Origin of the sequence: Streptomyces shenzhenensis (genome assembly GCF_021462265.1) — a bacterium.
GTDB classification, from domain to species: Bacteria; Actinomycetota; Actinomycetes; order Streptomycetales; family Streptomycetaceae; genus Streptomyces; species Streptomyces shenzhenensis.
On the sequence record NZ_JAJONF010000025.1, the window covers coordinates 66,193 to 81,469 of the forward strand.

13 protein-coding genes are annotated in these 15,277 nt (G+C 73.0%); 6 read left to right on the forward strand and 7 right to left on the reverse strand.

The annotated features are described in order from the left end of the window. Window positions 1-83 precede the first annotated feature (83 nt). The 3 genes from LQ326_RS28470 to LQ326_RS28480 form a co-directional block, all read right to left on the reverse strand. Window positions 84-1,676 carry a transporter gene (locus tag LQ326_RS28470; protein WP_234541519.1) on the reverse strand — a complete coding sequence of 531 codons (1,593 nt, stop codon included), beginning with the start codon at window positions 1,674-1,676 and terminating at the stop codon, window positions 84-86. After that, entirely contained in the window at window positions 1,673-2,446 is a 774-nt protein-coding gene (locus LQ326_RS28475) for an ABC transporter ATP-binding protein (RefSeq protein WP_234541520.1), read from the reverse strand. The genes LQ326_RS28470 and LQ326_RS28475 overlap by 4 nt, the downstream gene beginning before the upstream one ends. A 326-nt stretch (window positions 2,447-2,772) precedes the next feature. After that, window positions 2,773-3,435 carry a bifunctional DNA primase/polymerase gene (locus tag LQ326_RS28480; RefSeq protein ID WP_234541521.1) on the reverse strand — a complete coding sequence of 221 codons (663 nt, stop codon included), beginning with the start codon at window positions 3,433-3,435 and terminating at the stop codon, window positions 2,773-2,775. 274 nt (window positions 3,436-3,709) lie between these two features. On the opposite strand from LQ326_RS28480, the gene LQ326_RS28485 reads away from it, so the two are divergent. Then, on the forward strand, window positions 3,710-5,095 hold the full coding sequence (locus LQ326_RS28485; RefSeq protein ID WP_234541523.1) for an NsdA family TPR-like regulatory protein: 1,386 nt from the start codon (window positions 3,710-3,712) through the stop codon (window positions 5,093-5,095). Between the two features lie 198 nt (window positions 5,096-5,293). Next, complete coding sequence (locus tag LQ326_RS28490; RefSeq protein ID WP_234541525.1) at window positions 5,294-6,907, forward strand: hypothetical protein; 1,614 nt, start codon at window positions 5,294-5,296, stop codon at window positions 6,905-6,907. A gap of 90 nt (window positions 6,908-6,997) precedes the next feature. Here the strand turns inward: LQ326_RS28490 and LQ326_RS28495 are convergent, their stop codons facing one another. Beyond that, complete coding sequence (locus LQ326_RS28495) at window positions 6,998-8,314, reverse strand: ABC transporter substrate-binding protein (RefSeq protein ID WP_234541526.1); 1,317 nt, start codon at window positions 8,312-8,314, stop codon at window positions 6,998-7,000. A gap of 118 nt (window positions 8,315-8,432) precedes the next feature. Between LQ326_RS28495 and LQ326_RS28500 the strand changes: the two genes are divergently transcribed. Continuing rightward, entirely contained in the window at window positions 8,433-8,933 is a 501-nt protein-coding gene (locus tag LQ326_RS28500) for an SCO4402 family protein (RefSeq protein ID WP_234541528.1), read from the forward strand. A 189-nt stretch (window positions 8,934-9,122) separates the two neighbouring features. Then, window positions 9,123-10,007, forward strand: coding sequence for a formyltetrahydrofolate deformylase (gene purU, locus LQ326_RS28505; protein ID WP_234541530.1), 885 nt, complete (start codon window positions 9,123-9,125; stop codon window positions 10,005-10,007). Window positions 10,008-10,218: 211 nt separating this feature from the next. Here the strand turns inward: purU and LQ326_RS28510 are convergent, their stop codons facing one another. Beyond that, window positions 10,219-11,442, reverse strand: a complete 1,224-nt coding sequence (locus tag LQ326_RS28510) for a maleylpyruvate isomerase N-terminal domain-containing protein (RefSeq protein ID WP_234541711.1) — start codon at window positions 11,440-11,442, stop codon at window positions 10,219-10,221. A 53-nt stretch (window positions 11,443-11,495) separates the two neighbouring features. Beyond that, the gene (locus LQ326_RS28515) at window positions 11,496-12,077 is read right to left on the reverse strand and encodes a sigma-70 family RNA polymerase sigma factor (RefSeq protein WP_234541535.1); all 582 of its coding nucleotides are present in this window, start codon (window positions 12,075-12,077) and stop codon (window positions 11,496-11,498) included. A gap of 415 nt (window positions 12,078-12,492) precedes the next feature. On the opposite strand from LQ326_RS28515, the gene LQ326_RS28520 reads away from it, so the two are divergent. Further along, on the forward strand, window positions 12,493-12,867 hold the full coding sequence (locus tag LQ326_RS28520; protein ID WP_234541537.1) for an STAS domain-containing protein: 375 nt from the start codon (window positions 12,493-12,495) through the stop codon (window positions 12,865-12,867). 172 nt (window positions 12,868-13,039) lie between these two features. Then, the gene (locus LQ326_RS28525; RefSeq protein ID WP_234541539.1) at window positions 13,040-13,552 is read left to right on the forward strand and encodes an EF-hand domain-containing protein; all 513 of its coding nucleotides are present in this window, start codon (window positions 13,040-13,042) and stop codon (window positions 13,550-13,552) included. Here the strand turns inward: LQ326_RS28525 and LQ326_RS28530 are convergent. Next, on the reverse strand, window positions 13,536-15,140 hold the full coding sequence (locus LQ326_RS28530; RefSeq protein ID WP_234541541.1) for a class I adenylate-forming enzyme family protein: 1,605 nt from the start codon (window positions 15,138-15,140) through the stop codon (window positions 13,536-13,538). The two genes, LQ326_RS28525 and LQ326_RS28530, sit on opposite strands and share 17 nt — an antisense overlap. Between the last annotated feature and the right edge of the window lie 137 nt (window positions 15,141-15,277).

Sequence of the window (15,277 nt, forward strand, 5' to 3'; positions counted from 1 at the left end):
CTGCGGGCGCGCGGTGGTCTCTCGCGCAGTTCCGCCCCCGGCCTCCGGCCGGGGGGACCCCCAGCGCCCCTTGCGGGGCGCCCCTAACCCCTGCTGACAGCCACAAGGATCTCCGGCAGGTTCGCCGCCGCGCGCGGCGCCGCCAGGCGCAGCCCCGCCCATGTGATGCCCGCCCCGTAGACGGCCCCCACCGGCAGCAGCAGCCAGGTCCACTGCGCACCCCCCGCGCGCACGTTCAGCGCGATCGTCAGGGCGATGACCGGGGAGCACAGCAGGCCTGCCGCGACCATGCCGCCGAAGATGGCGATCCAGGCGAGTCCGGCCTGGCCGGGGGCGACGTTGCGGTGACCCTCCTGGGGGATGGAGTAGGGGAAGCGGGCGGAGGTCCAGGCGCCGGTCGCCAGCATCGCGCCGAGCAGGGCGAAGGAGAGGCCGAGCACCTCGGGCAGCCGGGCCCAGTCGCCCAGCATGGCCGTGGTCAGCACGGTCACCAGCGTGGCGTACGGCAGGGTGATCAGCAGCAGGGCCAGCGCCCGCCCGCGCAGTTCGGCGTAGGCGTCCCTGGCGGACGAAATGGTCGTCGCGACCATCCAGAAGGCGGAGGCGTCCTGCCCGAACTGGTTGTACATCTGGATGCCGAGCATCCCCGCGGCGAAGCACGCGAAGTAGATCGAACCGGTGCCCTGCAAGGCGTTGAAGACGGGCACGATCAGGCCGATGGCCAGCGAGGTCACCCAGGCGGCCTTGGTCTTGGGGTCGCGCCAGACGTAGCGCAGGCTGCGCGCCATGACCGTACCGGTGCGTCCGCCGGGCAGCAGCCGTCCGAGGCCGCCGTCCGCGGCGGAGCGGCTCCGGGCGGCCGTGTCGGGCGCCTGGAGGGTGGACCCGTCGGGTGAGGTCATCAGCCGGGTCAGCGTCCGCGCCCACGCGCCGACGAGCAGCGCCAGCGCGGCGAGGGCCAGGCCGAGCTGGAGCACCGCCGTGCCGTACGCCCCCTCGCTCGCCGACCGCACCGCGCCGATCGCCGACGCGGGCGGCAGCCACCGCACCACGTCGGCCACCGGCGCGAGCCGCCCGAGCCCGGCCGAACCGAGGCTCTGGGCGCCGAAGTTGACGAGCTGCGCGCCGACCGCGATCACCAGGCCGCTCAGGACGGCCAGGTCACGGCCCTTGCGGCTGCTGAGCAGCCGTACGTTCGCGGCGGCCACCGCGCGGGCGAGGGCCACGCAGACCAGCAGCGCGAGAGCCACGGCGAGGACCGCGACGCCGTAGCCGGCCGCGCCGTGCGCCACCGACACCGCGCAGCCCACCAGCAGCAACAGGCTGACCAGGGGGCCGATGCCGACCAGCGAGGCGGCCAGCAGGGCCCGGACCAGGGGCCGGGGCCGCAGCGGGAGCATCACCAGCCGGGTCGGGTCCAGGGTCTCGTCGCCGCCCGGGAAGAACAGCGGCATCACCGCCCAGCCCAGCGCCAGCACGGCGGCCCCCAGCACCGCCACCGCGTCCACGTGCGCGTGCCCGCGCAGTAGGACCAGGCCCAGCAGCTGCAGGGCCGCGAACAGCAGCGCGAGGACCGCCGACACGACGAACGCGGCCCGCCGGCCGCCGGACTGCCGCAGCCCGTTGCGCAGCAGCGACAGCTTCAGCCGTACGACGGTGGCGGTCACGTCCGTCATCGGCCCGCCCCGCCGCCCAGCCAGTCCAGATCGGAGGCGGTGTTCCGGCCGCTCGCCCCGACGAGTTCGAGGAACGCCGCCTGGAGGGTGGGATGCGCCCCGCGCACCTCGTCCAGGGTCCCCGTCGCGCGGATCCGGCCGGCCGCCAGCACCGCGACCCAGTCGCACAGCGACTCGACGAGCTCCATCACGTGGGAGGAGAAGACGACGGTCGCGCCGGAGGCGGTGTACCGCTCCAGCACGCCCCGGATGATCTGCGCGGACACCGGGTCGACGCCCTCGAACGGCTCGTCCAGGAAGAGGACTTCGGGGTTGTGGAGGAGAGCCGCGGCGAGCCCGATCTTCTTGCGCATGCCGGTCGAGTAGTCGACGACGAGTTTGTGCTGGGCTCCGGCGAGGTCGAGGACGTCCAGGAGCTGGGTGGCCCGCTTGTCGACCTCGGCGCCGGGGAGGCCGCGCAGCCGGCCGGAGTAGCCGAGCAGTTCGCGTCCGGAGAGCCGTTCGAAGAGACGGAGGCCTTCGGGGAGGACACCGATGCGGGCCTTCACGGCCACCGGGTCCCGCCACACGTCGTGGCCGACGACCTCGACCAGGCCCTGATCGGGGCGCAGCAGCCCGGTCACCATGGAGAGGGTGGTGGTCTTGCCCGCGCCGTTCGGTCCGACGAGTCCGACGAACTTCCCGGCGGGCAGCGACAGGTCGATCCCGCCGACGGCCACCTGTTGCCCAAACCGTTTCCAGAGCCCACGCACACGTACGGCATCGGTCATGGGCCAACCCTATGGGTGCGGCGGGTTCTGGGGGTGCGGGTGGGCGGGGCTGAGGTGGGGGTGGGGACGCTTACCGGCGCTTGCAGGGTGCCTCCCCCAGTCTTCGGCCGGGGGGACCCCAGCGCCCACCCGTGCCGCCCTGCGGCACGCCTGCCCGCGGCTGGGTAGCTGTGACCCTGCCCGCGGCTGTGCAGCTGACGCGACTGCAGCGCCCCTTCAGGGGCGCTGGGGGTACCCCCGGCCGAAGGCTGGGGGAGGAACTGCGCGATCAGCCACGAAGCACCCGCAGTCGCCGACGAAACAGGCACCCGGCAACCCAACAGGCGCTACCGGTCCCTCCCGCACGCATACGCCAGCGGCGAGATCAGTTCCTCCGCATCCGGCAGCCACCGGTTCGCCGGCGTCGGCCGGCAGACCCACTGGACCGCCCCTCGCGAGCCGTACCGGGTGGGCGGGGCGGGGAGGTACGCGCCCTCTCCCAGCGCCGTGAGGTCCAGTGAAGCCGGTGACCAGCCCAGCTTCCGTACCAGGTCCGGCACCTTCGCCGACGCGCCCGGCAGTACGAAGAACTGCATCCGGCGGTCGGGAGTCAGCGTCACCGGCCCCAGCGTCAGCTCCATCCGCTCCATGCGCGCCAGCGCGAGAAACCCCGCCGTCTCCGGGACGGACAGCGCGTCGAAGGTCCGCCCCGTCGGCAGCAGGATCGACGCCGTCGGCTGCCTCTGCCACATCCGGCGCGCCACCGTCGCACTACCGGTCGCCTGCGTCGCCCAGTCCGGGCGCGCCGCGTGCGCGCCGGGCGCCGCGCACGCGAACTCCCCGCAGGAGCAGCGCTGCACCCCCTCGACCGCTTCCAGCCAGGTGCCCGGGAAGACGTCCCAGTGGCGCTCCTCGGCGTAGCGTACGGCGGTGTCCAGCAGCGATTCCCCGCGCTGCTTCGGAATCTGAGCGGCTTCGGTGCCGACGATCGTCTCTTCCACGCTCAACACAACTCCCGCGCCCACCTGGAGTTACGGGCGTAGCGCGCGCGGGGGAGGAGCATCTTCTCGGTAACTGGGGCGCATGGATGCATGTGTGGGGGCGCGCGGGAGGAGCCGGGGCGTGAGCGGGTAGTCACACATGGGGGGTTGGCGGCGGCCGCAGCCACGGTTCCGCCGCGTTTACCCGGCAATCCTCGCATGTCCCGCATTTTCGGTATGTCCGCTGGGCAGTGATCGTAAAGGCCGGATCTTTTCCCTACAGGGAGTTCGCAGGGGGTACGCCATGGCCGCAAGGCCGCTTGTCGCGCGGCAGCCGAACGAACGGTTGCAGGCGCTCATCCAGGAGGCGGGGTGCTCGAACGCCGGGCTCGCCCGCCGGGTCAACATGTGCGGCGCCGAGCACGGTCTCGACCTGCGGTACGACAAGACGTCCGTGGCGCGCTGGCTGCGCGGCCAGCAGCCACGGGGCCGGGCGCCCGCGATCATCGCCGAGGCGCTGGGGCGCAAGCTGGGCCGTACGGTCACGATCGACGAGATCGGCATGGCCAACGGCAAGAACCTCGCCTCCGGTGTCGGTCTCCAGTTCTCGCCGACGGTGCTGGGGGCCATCGAGCAGGTCTGCGAGCTGTGGCGCAGTGACGTGGGGCGCCGGGACTTCCTGTCCGGTTCCTCGGTCGCCGCGTCCGCGCTGGTGGAGCCGAGCCGGGACTGGCTGATCTCGGCGCCGGACGCGCAGGTGGCGCGGCAGGCGGGGCCGCGGGTCGGGCAGTCGGACGTCGCGGCGGTGAAGGCGATGACGCAGGCCCTCACCGACCTCGACCACCAGTTCGGCAGCGGACACGTGCGCCCGGTCGTCGTGCACTACCTCAACAGCGTCGTCTCCGGACTGCTGGCCGGCTCCTACCGGGAGTCCGTGGGGCGGGAGTTGTTCGCCGCCGTCGCCCGGCTCACCGAACTGGCCGGGTACATGGCCGTCGACACCGGTCAACCGGGGCTGGCGCAGCGGTACTACATCCAGTCGCTGCGCCTCGCGCAGGCGGCCGGCGACCGTGGCTACGGCGGCTACGTGCTCGCCTCCTCCATGAGCCACCTCGCCGCGCAGCTCGGAAACCCGCGCGAGATCGCCCAGTTGGCGCGGGCGGCGCAGGAGGGGGCGCGTGGTCGCGTGACGCCGCGCGCGGAGGCGATGTTCTTCGCGGCCGAGGCCCGCGGCCACGCCCTGCTCGGCGATGCGCGGGCGGCCCAACTGGCGACGGGACGGGCGGTGTCGGCGATGGAGGCCGCCGATCCGGCGTCCGGGGACGACCCGGCGTGGATCAGGCACTTCGACGAGGCCTACCTGGCCGACGAGTTGGCGCACTGCCATCGCGACCTGGGCCAGGCCGAGGCGGCCGCCAGGTGCGCGCGGCAGTCGCTGGACGGACACCCGGAGACCCGGGCCCGGCGCCGGGCGATCGGCTATGTGCTCCTCGCCACAGCGCAGGTGCAGCAGCGGGAGATCGAACAGGCCTGTGCCACCGGGACGAAGGCGGTCGAACTGCTGGAGACGGTCCGCTCCAACCGGGGGGCGGAGTACCTGGAGGACTTCCAGCAGCGGCTGGAGCCGTTCCGGGACGAACCGGTGGTCAGGGAGTTCGGCGCGCGCCTGGAGCTGCGGGCGGCCGCGTGAATTCCTGCCCCGCGGCTGCGTGAACGGGTGGGAAACCCCACCCTTCCGTCGGGAGGCGGCGTATACAGCGCACCGCGGGGCGGTTTTGTTACTGCTGTCACAGGGAGCAAGATCGCTCCCCTGGCCGCGTGGCACCCTGCTGAGGTGACCCGGTAGCGTGAGCCCGATTCACAAGGTCCCCCATTAGTAGGAGTCCCGGTGACGCAGAGTGGACAGGGCGAGCCCGCGCGCGAAGGCATCGTGCTGCCCTCGGACGGTGGCGAGCCTCTGTTGCCGGGTATGACGGGCAGCCCCGTCCCCGTCGCGCAGCCGCCCGTCCCGGCCGCCGCGCCGCCAGAGGGCCAGTCCTGGGGCCAGCCGTGGGGCCCCGGCCGGCAGCAGAGCGCGCAGCCGCAGGCGGCCGGCCAGGACTGGCCGCAGGCGGCCGGCCAGGAGTGGGCCGCCCCTGACCAGCCGCAGCCACTGCCGCCGGCCTGGAGCGCCCAGTCGCACGCGCCCCAGAACCACGCCGGCCGGGCCCGGGCCCAGGCCCCCGGTGCCGGCCCGCTTCCGCCGGAGGAGGCGCCGGCCCCGTCGTACGGCGGCGGCTACGAGCAGTCGTACGGCTACGGCGCCGCCCAGCCCCAGCAGTCGTACGGCGCCCCGCTGCCCCCGGCGGCCGGCCACGACCCCTACGGCGCCCCGCAGGCAGGCCACGGCGGCTACGGCGGCGCGCTGCCGCCCGCCGACGAGGGGGCCACCCAGTACATACCGCCGGTGCCGGCCGCGCCGGTGGACGAGGGCGCCACCCAGTACATACCGCCGGTGCCGGCGGCCTCCGAGGGCGCCACCCAGCTGATCCCGCCGGTGGGACCCGGTGCGCTGCCGCCGGAGATCTCCCACGGGCAGAACGCCTTCCCCGGCCACCAGGCCGCCCCCGCGGCGCACTCCGACGCCGAGGCCACGCAGTACATCCCGCCGTACGCGGCCTCCGGTGGCCCGCAGGACGGCGGCGACCGGCAGCCGCCCGCCGAGTTCGACAACCTCTTCCGCAGCGCGCCGGGCGGCGAGCCCCCGGCGGCGTCCACGGCCCAGATGCCGCGCTTCCAGCCGCAGCCCCAGAGCGGCTACCAGCAGCCGCCGGCGTACACCCCGCCCCCCGCGGCGTTCGGCCACGACGACGACGGTGCCGGCGGCGGCCGGGGCGGCCGCAACAAGCCCAAGGTGCCGCTGATCGCGGCCGTCGGGATCGGCATCGTCGTGCTCGGCGTCGGCGCCGGTGCCCTGCTCAGCGGCGGCGGGGGGTCGGACGACGGCAACAAGACGGTCGCCGCCTCCGCCTCGGCCTCCGGCGGGGACTCGTCGGCCGCGGCCGACCCCGCGAAGGCGCAGGCCGTCGCCCTGGACAAGCTGCTCGCCGACAGCGGCAGCAGCCGGGCCTCGGTGATCAACGCCGTCGCCCAGGTGAAACGGTGCGAGAACCTGGACGGCTCCGCCACCGACCTGCGCGACGCCGCCCAGCAGCGCACCCAGCTGGTCACCCGGCTCTCGCAGCTGTCCGTCGACAAGCTGCCGGACAGTGCCGAGCTGAGCACCGCCCTCACCAAGGCCTGGCAGGCCTCCGCGAACGCCGACAACCACTACGCCGCCTGGGCCGACCAGGTCAAGAGCAAGCACGGCTGCCACAAGGGCCAGGCCCGCACCACCGGCCAGACCGCCGCCGGCAACCGTGAGAGCGGCACCGCCAGCAGCCAGAAGGTGAAGGCGGCCGCGCTGTGGAACACGATCGCGAGCAAGTACGGGCTGACCCAGCGGCAGCCGACCCAGCTGTGACGACAGCCGGCCCGCACGTGCAGGTCACGTGCGGGCCGGTCACGTCGTCCGGGCCGGTCATCCGCGGGCCGGTCGCGTGCGGGCGGCCGGTCAGCTGAGGTCGGCGTTCTCCAGGACCTTGGTCATGTCCAGGGCCTGCTTGTTCGCCGACTGCAGCAGGCCGTCCTTGACCGTCTGGACGTTCACGTCGGCGTTGACCAGCCGGGCGAAGCCGGCCGCGGCCAGCTTGCCCTGGTAGGGCCAGGACAGGGACGGGGTGAGGCCGCCGGTGGAGACCTTCAGGCCGTCGTTGAGGGTGCGGCGCACGCTGTCGGCGCTGACCTCGCCGTCGCCGATCTTCTCCAGCGCGGCGGTGAGGACCTGGTAGGCGATCCAGGTGGTCTGCACTCCGGCGTCGGCCGGATCGATCCGGTTGTCGCCGAAGGCCTCCTTGCTGATGACCTTCTTCATCTCGTCCCAGCGTGAGTCCGAGGCCACCGGGTACCAGCCGGTGATGTACGACCCCTCGTACGGGCCGCTCGCACCGCCGGTGGAGTTGATCACCGTCTGGTCGACGCTGCCGACCTCGGCGGCCGTCTTCACCCCCGGATAGCCCTTGCGGGCCCGCTGGAAGTTGTCCATGAAGGTGGCCGTGCGGTCCCCGAGCTCGGGCACCACACAGCCCGTCTTCGGCGTGTCCGAGGTGGCGCTCTCCAGCGCCTTCTGCGACTGCTGGTCGTACTCGCTGAGGTCCTCGGCCGCGAGCTGGTCGACCGCCTTGGCGTGGCCGCCCGCCGTGAGGCCCGAGTCGAGCAGCTGGGGCAGCTGGTCGCCGGCGATGCTGTCCGGGCGGACCAGGGTGACCGGGCCGCAGGAGCCGGCCAGCGCCTCCCCGAGCCCGGCGAGCAGGGTGAGCGAGCCACCGTTGACCGGGTAGGAGACGGGGCTGGTGAACTCCTCGTTCGACGCCCCGTAGCCGCCTATGTAGGGGATGGCCGCGCCCTCCAGCGGGGCGAAGTAGGAGTCGCCGAACTGGCTGTAGGAGCCGACCACCGCGACGACGTTCTCGTCGACCGCCCGTTGGGCGCAGGTCGCCGCGCCCACGCTGCTGTTGTGGTCGTTGCAGGTGACGAGGTCGAGCTTGCGGCCGTTGACGCCGCCCTGGGAGTTGATCCACTTGACGTAGGCGGAGGCCATGGCGGGCATGCCGGGTTTGTTGGTGGCGCTGGTCTCCTGCGGCGCCCAGGTCATCACCTTGATCGTGTCGTCCGTCGAGGTCGACATCCCTGGGACGGCGCCGCACCCGGCGGCGAGTGACGCGCAGGCCGTCATGGCCGCCGCGGACAGGGCGGCGGCTCTGACGCGCCGGTGGGTCGTGGGGAGGACGCTGCTGACGGTGGTGCTGGAGATGGGGCGCCTGCCGGTCATGGACACGCACGATTCCGTCACACCGCGAACCAGGAAGTGACCCACGGTCAATGAAAGGTGACGCACAGGTGAATTACAGGGGTGTGGTGCGGGCGTGTGACGAAGGAACGTACGATCGATGACCGTGCAAGGTTCGGAGAACTCTTCCCGTCGCGGCCGTCGCTCCTCCACCATGGGCGACATGCCACTCAATGACATGCCGTGGTGGCGCTGGCGCAGCAATGTGCGCTCCGCGCTGCACATGCTCTCCGACCCCGACTTCCAGCGGAACGTCTGGCTGGCCGGTCAGGAGGGGTACGGCGACGTGACCGACGCGGTCTACCGGCTGGTCGAGGACACCTGGCTGGACAACTGGTCCGCGGAGAAATACGTCGGGACGATATTCCGCGACTCGCAGGAGGCGGCGCTCGTCGACACCTCCGTGCTGCGGGTGCTGCGGATCATGCACCAGGTGGGGCCGGACGCGCCGGTCTCCGCGTACCTCGACCACCAGGCGTGGCCGGACGCGGTCCGGGCGGCCCGGGACGCGCACATACGCCTGGCGGTGAGCGACGGCGACGACCCGGACATCCCGCCGCGCAGCCTTGAGGTGCTGCGGATCATGACGCGGGCGGCCTGAGCCCGGCCGGTCGGTCCCGGTCCGGTCGGTCCCGGCCTGTTCGGTCCGAGCCCGGTCGGTCCGAGCCCGGTCGTTCCCGGCCTGTTCGGTCCGAGCCCGGTCGTTCCCGGCCCGGTCGGTCCCGGTCCGGCCCGTCCGCGTCGCGGACAGCGGCGGCCGGGGTGAGCGGGGCATGAGATTCTGTGGTGCATGACCGATCAGTCCACCCGAGCCCAGGCCACCCCGGCCGACCAGTACGTCCTCACTCTCTCCTGCCCGGACAAAAAGGGCATCGTGCACGCCGTGTCGAGCTACCTGTTCATGACCGGCTGCAACATCGAGGACAGCCAGCAGTTCGGGGACCACGACACGGGTCTGTTCTTCATGCGCGTGCACTTCTCGGCCGACGCGCCGGTCACGGTCGACAAGCTGCGGGCGAGCTTCGCGGCGATCGGTGACTCCTTCCACATGGACTGGCAGATCAACCGGGCCGACGAGAAGATGCGCATCGTCCTCATGGTCAGCAAGTTCGGGCACTGCCTGAACGACCTGCTCTTCCGCGCCCGCATCGGGGCGCTCCCGGTGGACATCGCGGCCGTGGTCTCCAACCACACCGACTTCGCGGAGCTGGTGGACTCGTACCACGTCCCCTTCCACCACATCCCGGTGACGAAGGAGACGAAGGCCGACGCCGAGGCGCGGCTGCTGGACCTCGTCCGCGAGGAGAACGTCGAGCTGGTGGTGCTGGCCCGCTACATGCAGGTCCTCTCGGACGACCTGTGCAAGCAGCTGAGCGGCCGGATCATCAACATCCACCACTCGTTCCTGCCGAGCTTCAAGGGCGCGAAGCCGTACCACCAGGCGCACGCGCGGGGCGTGAAGCTGATCGGTGCGACGGCGCACTACGTCACGGCCGACCTGGACGAGGGCCCGATCATCGAGCAGGAGGTCGAACGGGTCGGCCACGACGTCACCCCCGACCAGCTGGTCGCGATCGGCCGCGACGTGGAGTGCCAGGCGCTGGCGCGGGCGGTGAAGTGGCATGCGGAGCGCCGCATCCTGCTCAACGGCCGGCGGACGGTCGTCTTCGGCTGACGGTCGCGCGACGGGCTCCGCCCGAGGGGCCGGTGGTTCCGGTCGTGGCGCGAGTGCGGGTGCGTGGGGGCCGTTCGCGCAGTTCCCCGCGCCCCCGAAAGCCAAAAGCGGGGCGCCCCGTCTTTTTTGGGGGCGCGGGGAACTGCGCGGCCGGCCATGAACCACCCGCGGCCGCCGTCTACGGAACCCCCCGCCCCTCGGGCGAACGCCCCTACATCCGGCTCAGGCTCGCGGCAGCGAACAGGACGTCCCTGATCGCCGCCGGATCCCCCAACTGCCCCGCGGCGGCCTCCTCCGGAGGGACATGGCCCGCGGCCAGCCGGCAGAACTCCACGTCGTCCAGCGCCACGTGCGCCACCTCGAACTCCGCGGAGCCCACCGCCCCGGGCGAGTCCAGCGGGATCAGCCACTCGCCGCCGCCGTTGCCCTCGATCTCCAGCCGCAGGCTGCGGCCGGGCCGTCCCGCGGGGACCAGGTGGGGGGCCTGGCCGGGCGCCGCCAGCCCCGCCCGCCGGCGCTCGGCCAGCACGGCGGGCAGCATCCGGGCCGCGAGGTCGATCATCCCGCGCAGGTGTCTGGGGGCCGGCGGCTCGTAGGGATAGTCCACGGCCTCCGCGATGTCCTCCGCGTGCACCCAGCACTCGAAGGCGCGGTCCAGCATCGCGTCGTGCAGGGGCAGTTCGAAGTCGTCGTACGACACCCCGAGCCGCCCGGCGGTGCCGCCGGTGAAGGAGACGGTCTGCACGAGCCGGTGGCTCTGCTCCCGCCAGGGCACCCGCACCGCACGCGTCGGCGGGAAGTGCGAGGCCTGCCAGAACGCCTCGGTGCGGGCGGCCGGGCCCTGTGCCCGGTTCTCCCCGAGCGGGTCGTCGAGGCCCAGTGCCGTCGCCACCAGGCCGTCGACGGACAGCAGATGCGCGATCACGCCGGCGACCGTCGTACGGCGGCTCGCCGCCGCCTCGCCGTCGAACCAGCGCAGCCGCACCGGCGCGTGCCACTCCGCGTCGCCGATGTCCTGGAGCAGGGCGTCCAGGCGGGCGGTCTCCGCGTCGTAGGGCGCCGCCCACGCGGGGACCGGGATCCTGGCCGGCCGGCGGTCCAGGCAGGCCTCCAGGACCCGGGTGCGCAGGCCGGGGTCGAGGTCCAGGCTCTCCGGCTGGTGCAGCAGGCCGACCGCCTCGCGCAGCCGCCGCGCCTCGTCCGCGCAGGCCCCGCAGTCCCCGAGGTGGGCCTCGACGGCGAGCGACTCCGCCGCCGAGCACGCGGCCAGCGCCCACGCCCCGAGCAGCGATTTCAGGACGTCGTGCGACAACTCCGGCGCTGCGGGCGGCGGGTCGGCCGGCGCGGGCAGCGGCTGCCCGCCGTCCTCGACGGAGGCCCGGGGCAGCGGTATGCGCGGCGGCCGGCCGAAGTCGGCGCCGCCGCCCGCCGGCACGCCACCGGTCCCGTCCCCGGTGCCGTCGTGCGCCTCGGAGAACTCGGCGCCGTTCACAGCCCGCCTCCGGGTCCGGGCGGCGTCCCGGCGTCGTGCGCGGTGGACAGCAGTTGCAGGCCCAGGCGCAGCCGGCGGCGGGCCTCGTCCTCGGTGACGCCGAGGTCCACCGCGGTCTGCCGGTAGTCACGGCGCTGGAAGTAGGCCAGATCCAGGGCGGCGCGCAGCGGGGCCGGCATGGAGTGCACGATGTAGTCCGCGCGGGCGGCGACGGAGGCCCGCCGCACCTTGCGCTCCAGCTCCTCCGCGGCCCGCGGGGAGCCGCTGTCGCCCGGCGCGAGCGCGGCGGTCTCGGTGGCCCTGAGGCGCTGCACGGCGAGCCGGTGGGCCAGCGCGGCGAGCCACGAGCGCAACGGCCCCTGCCGGGGGTCGTAGGCGTCGGGATGCTCCCAGACCTGGGCGAAGACCTCGCGGGTTATGCCGTCGGCGGCCCGCTCGTCGCCGAGGACGCGATGCGCGAGCCCGTGCACGAGCGAGGCGAAGCGGTCGTACAGCTCACCGAGGGCGGCCGCCTCGCCGCGTGCGAGCCGTTGCTGCATCTTGCGGTCCCAGCGGGGCGGTACGTCCTTCTTCGCCATGCGGCCCCCTCTCCCTGCTCCTGTCCGTGTCCCTGCCCGTGTCTGTGTCTGTGTCTGTGTCTGTGTCTGTGTCCAGCGTGTCCTCGTCGTCTCCTCGAATGTAGTCGGCACGTCCGGCGGCGCACGCCCCTTTATGCCAATGCGCGCCCCTGGCGGACCGCGGGTGGTAGTGGGCGCTCCGGTTGTCGCCCCGCCGCTCCGCTGCTTCTCTGCTCTCCCGGTCGGGCCCGGCCGACACCTTCTGCTTCTGATCGAACAGGATCGGTAGTGACCGAAACAACCCCCTCCCTGATCGATGCTCGTTTGTCATCCGGGGTTTCGGGGAACGGCCGCTGGGCAGCCGCGCGACAACAAGCGTAGGAACTGGCTCCGTTTCCGGGCGGTTCCGGAGATCCGGCGAGCGGAGGGCTGAGCCGTGGCTTTCAAGGTGACCGGCGTCGAACAGGGCGAGTGGGCCGTGCTCGGGGTGTCGGGCGAACTGGACCTGGTGACCTCGCCGGTGCTGCGCCAGCGGGTGCACGACGTCGTCGCCGACGGCTGCCACAGCGTGGTCCTCGACCTCTCCGACGTCTTCTTCTGCGACTCCAGCGGGGTCGGCGTCCTCATCGCCGCCCGCCGCCTGATCCGCTCCTGCCGGGGCCGGCTGCGGCTGATACTGCCCGCCCAGGGCGCGAGTGACGGTTCGCACGTCAACCGGGTGCTCGGCGCCCTCGGCGTACGGCGGCTGTTCGATGTGTACGCCGACATCGACAGCGCGACCACCGACGAGGAGGACCCGCTGTCCGCGTAGCCGGGGCGGCGGGGCCACGCGGTCCTGTAGCCGAACGATCACGACAGTGCCACGTTGTTGTCGCGGAATTCCCCCGGTCTTGGCACAAGCGTCGTTTTCCGGCGTCCCGGGCGTCGCCGCGTCGTACGCTCCCTGGGAGATGAATCCCCACGTTAAGGCGGCCCGAACAGACATGGTCAGCACCGAGTACGAGCGACGGATCGCCGCCCGGTTCGCAACCTTCGACCAGGACGGCAACGGCTGGATCGCCCGCGAGGACTTCAACGCGGCGGCCAAGGCGCTGCTCGCCGAGTTCGGCGCAGCCGCCCGCTCCGACAAGGGCCAGGCCCTGTACGCCGGTGCCGAGGCCTTCTGGCAGGGCATGGCCGGCATGGCGGACCGGGACGGCGACCAGCGCATCACCCGCCAGGAGTTCGTGAGCGGCGCGGTCAAGCGGCTGCACGACAACCCCGAGCGGTTCGGCGAGATCGCCCGCCCCTTCCTGCACGCGGCCCTCGCCCTCGCGGACACCGAGGGCGACGGCACGGCGGCCGTCGAGGACACCGCGCGCGTGCTGCGCGTCCTCGGGGTCGCCCCGGAGCTCGCGCGGGCGATCGCCGCGGGCCTCGACACGGACGGCGACGGCAGGGTCGCGGAGGCCGAGATCGTCCCGGCGTTCGCCCGCTACTTCACGATCCCGGAGTAGGGCTCCGCGGAGCGGAATCCGCGGCTGCGGAACTCCCGGCTGTAGAACTCCCTGCTGCGGGGATCCCGGCCGGGGCACTCCCCGAGAAACGCTCGCGCAGCTTGTACTTGAGCACCTTGCGCAGCGTCTCGTTGCGCGGCAGGGCGTCCACCACCTCCAGCCGCTCCGGCAGCTTGTGCACCGACAGCCCTTCCGCGCGCAGATACGACACCACCTCCGGGAGCCTCAGCACGGCGGCTCCCGGCGGCTGTTCGACCACCGCGCAGACCAGCTCCCCGCGCTCCGCGTCCGGCAGCCCGACCACCGCCGCGTCGGCCACCGCCGGATGCGCGGCGAGCAGGTCCTCGATCTCCTTCGCCGAGATGTTCTCGCCCTTGCGGATGATCACGTCCTTGAGCCGCCCGGTGAGGACGAGATGCCCCGTCGCGGTCACCCGGCCCAGGTCGCCGGTGCGCAGGAAGCCGTCCTCGTCGAAGGCCGCGGCGGACTGCGCCGGATCCAGGTACCCCTGGCACACCGCCTCCCCGCGCAGCCGTACCTCGCCGCCCTCCGCGATCCTTATCTCCATCCCCGCCGGCGGCCGCCCCTCGGTCGTCGCCAGGTTCTCCGCGGTGTCGTCCGGCGCCCCCATCGTGATCATCGGCACCTCGGTCATGCCGTACCCGTGGGTCAGCTGCACCCCCATCTCGCGCACCACCGCGTGGTACACCTCCGGCGGCTTGGGCGCCCCGCCGCCGGCCAGCAGCCGCAGCGAGGGAATGACCGGCGCCCCCGGCCGCTTGCGCTGCTCGGCCAGGAACATCGAGTAGAACGCCGTGGACCCGCCCGCCACCGTCACCCCGTGCCTGCGGTACTCGGGCAGCGCGTCCGGCAGCGCGAAATGCTCGAACATCACCGCAGGGAACCCGTACAGCAGCAGCATCACGGTGTAGTCCGGGCCCGCGATGTGCGCGTACGGGAACGCCATCGAGCCCACGTCGTCCGCGGTGAGCCGCAGCGCGTGCGCGAGACACGAACCGCCCGCGATGAGCGAGCGGTCCGTGTGCAGAACGCCCTTGGGGTCGGAGGTGGTTCCCGAGGTCCAGTAGATCCACCGGACGGAGGTGCCCTCGGCGGGCGGGGCGGGCAGCGTGGCCGGATCGCCGTCGGGCAGCTCGTCGTACGCCTCGAAGATCCCCTTGGCGCCCAGCCGCCGCGCCATCCCGGTGTGGTCGAAGCCGCGCCACACGCCCGGTACGGCGAAGAACTCGGCCCTGGACTCGCGCAGCGCGAAGCCGACCTCGCGGTCCCGGTAGAAGGGGATGACGGGCGACTGGACGGCGCCCAGCCGGGCCAGCGCGAAGGACAGCACGGCCGTCTCGATCCGGGTGGGGAGCTGCCAGGCGACCACCGTGCCGGGTCGTACGCCCATGCCGTACAGCCCGGCCGCGACGCGTTCGGCACGCGCGCGCAGCCCGCCGAAGGTCAGGGAGCGCTCGCCCTGGAGGAACACCGGCCGGTGGGGGGTGAGTTCGGCGCGCCGGGCGGCCAGGTCCCAGAGCGTCGGGGCGGTGCTGAGTCCGTGCGCGGTGGCGTTCGTGTCGTCCATGACCGGGCCCCCTGCTCGCTCCTGTTAGCTGACGAGTCGTCAGATCGTAGGTCCTGGCGCCTTGCCGGTCCAGGGGTGCGGGGCTAGCCTGCCAGAATCTGACGAACCATCAACTCCATGTCTGACGAACCATCAGC